Source organism: Bacillus sp. AFS017336 (assembly GCF_002555445.1).
GTDB lineage: Bacteria > Bacillota > Bacilli > Bacillales > Bacillaceae_G > Gottfriedia.
In genome coordinates this window covers 1-2,389 of record NZ_NUCO01000163.1, presented here as the reverse complement: position 1 = coordinate 2,389, position 2,389 = coordinate 1, and the positions used below count along the sequence as shown (strand labels likewise).

Here is a 2,389-nt window from a genome sequence, read left to right as displayed (position 1 = left end):
GATTGTAGATTGTCAACTAAAATTGACCCACCTTTTGCACTGAATTTTGACCCACCCTATACTTCTAATTTTTCTAATCTTTCTTTCATTCGATAACTATTTCCATTAATATTAAATATATGACAATGATGAGCTAAACGATCTAATATCGCGGATGAGATCACTTGGTCACCAAAAACTTGATCCCATTGATCGAACGGCATGTTTGTAGTAACGATTATTGATCCACTTTCATATCTGCGGCTGATAAACTGAAAGAATAAGTTTGCTTTTTCTTTGTCTATTGGCATATATCCAATCTCATCAATGACAATTAATTGTATTCTTGCTAGAGATTCTATCCGTTCTGTTAAGTTGTTTTCAATTAATGATGAGTAGAGTAGGTCCATTAACTCTTTCGCAGAATAAAATGCTACCCTATATTTTGCTATACACGCTTTTATTCCTAGGGCGATTGCCAAGTGTGTTTTCCCCACACCTGGCGGTCCCATAAATAATATATTTTCTTTTTTCTCTAGGAAGCCTAAGTTAGCTAGTTCCCTTATGTATGTATCATTGATAGATGGTTGGAAGGCGAAATCGAACTCTTCTATTGTTGATACTTTAGGGAACTTTGCTAATGAAATCTTACGATTTATTGATCGATCTGTTTTTGATAATATTTCTGCCTCAAATAATTTTGATAAATACCCTACATAACTTAGTTTTGTTTTCGCTGCTTGTTCTGCTTCTACTTCGTAGATTTCACTAATTTCTTTGAGATGTAATTCTTTTAGAATATTCGTCAAACGCTCATTCAGTTCACTTTTCATTCTTTTTCTCCCTCTAATGTAATAACCCACTATAATAGTCTAAGGATCTTGTTTTTGTTTGAACGTCTGGAATCCTTGATGCTTGAGGAACAATCGTTTTCTTTCTAGCTATATTTTTTAATAGATTAACTAAAAAATTGTACTCTGTACGCTTATATAAAATGGCTTGTTTCAATACTTCTTCAACTTGATACACTTCATAATGATTTAATAGTTCAAGAATATTCCGATATCTATGAGTGTGATTTGCTTTCACATCAGTTTTTAATAGATCCGTGTATTCTTTTCCAACGGAAAATGTATCAATAAACTTTTCTCGTACTTTTGGAAGACTTTTAGGTGTTGATCCTTTCACACCTTCATAATGTACTTCATTTATAACTGTTGCTCCTTTTTGGGTTGATAGAATATGTTCACAAACAATCATTCCTGATTCATTCAATATTTGTAAGAGATGACCTTGTTTTTCATTCAACCAAATACTCTTCCCGGCATATTGATTTGGAACACTATATTTCACTCCGCGATAGGATACCAAACAATCCCAACTAACTTTTCTAGTTTCTTTTAGGTGATGAGAATAACGACTAATTGGTAACTCCATTAGTACCGGCTGCTCTTCATTATATAGAATGGCAGGTGGGACCAAGGTTGTTTTGTTAGGTTCCAATTCCCATTCATGTATAAATTCCTCTGCACGATTCTGTAACTCTTCAAAACTATTAAACTCATTTCCCTTAATAAAATGTTGTTCAATGTAATAAAATGGTCGTTCTACTTTTCCTTTTGTCCTAGGCCAATACGTCTGGCAAGCATAAGGGCTGAACCGATAGGTTCCAGCTAATTCCAAAAATTTGGGATGATACACTGCTTGATCGTCACGTGGGTGGCTTAATACAAGTTGTTTTGCATTATCAATGACTACTTGCTTCGGCACACCATTAAACCCACGTATTCCACTTTCGAGAGCGTCTAATACTGCTTCAATTCTTTGTGTTTTACTAAATACTATCTGTTTTTTGCGACTATAGGATAGAATCGTTAGAAAACAATATACTTGTACAATTTCTCCTGCAATGACAACAGAATAAGGAGACCAATCAAACTGAGCTTGTTCACCTGGATTGGTTTCAAATCGAACCGTTGTTTTAAAAGCTTCTACGTTTTCCTTATGGGAGTTGATAAATCGATATAGTGTAGTAATCGAACCTGTATAACCTACTTTACAAATCTCTTTATAAATCCGAGTGCCAATCAACTTTTTAGACATCAGCTCTAAAACTAACTCTTCGTATTCTCTGATTAACTTATTTTCACAAGGAGTACGAGAGTACTTTGGTAAATTACTTTCCTTCAATGCTTTTCTTACAGTATTTCTAGATGCACCAACCATTCTTGCGATGGATCTGATCGAATGTCCTTCTGTCGATAAACTTCTAATTTTAGTCCAAGTATTAATCGTGATCATTCCCCCAATTACACCCCTCATTTTCTTTATGAGAAAAGTGTAACGATTATTTTATTGGTGGGTCAATTTTCGATGATAATAGTGGGTCAGTTTTCATTGTAAATCTACA

The 2,389-nt window shown here is 34.2% G+C and carries 2 protein-coding genes; both read right to left on the bottom strand.

All coding sequences use genetic code 11. The features are described 5' to 3' along the window. Window positions 1–56: 56 nt before the first annotated feature. Window positions 57–812: an IS21-like element helper ATPase IstB gene (istB, locus tag CN601_RS26370; RefSeq protein WP_098172856.1), complete on the bottom strand. Its 756-nt coding sequence runs from the start codon at window positions 810–812 to the stop codon at window positions 57–59. 13 nt (window positions 813–825) lie between these two features. After that, window positions 826–2,280 carry an IS21 family transposase gene (gene istA / locus CN601_RS26365; RefSeq protein WP_179865715.1) on the bottom strand — a complete coding sequence of 485 codons (1,455 nt, stop codon included), beginning with the start codon at window positions 2,278–2,280 and terminating at the stop codon, window positions 826–828. Window positions 2,281–2,389 lie beyond the last annotated feature (109 nt).

Coding starts and splice junctions, on each gene's coding strand:
- istB (WP_098172856.1), bottom strand. CDS start 812: ATGAAAAGTGAACTGAATGAGCGTTTGACGAATATTCTAAAAGAATTA.
- istA (WP_179865715.1), bottom strand. CDS start 2,280: ATGATCACGATTAATACTTGGACTAAAATTAGAAGTTTATCGACAGAA.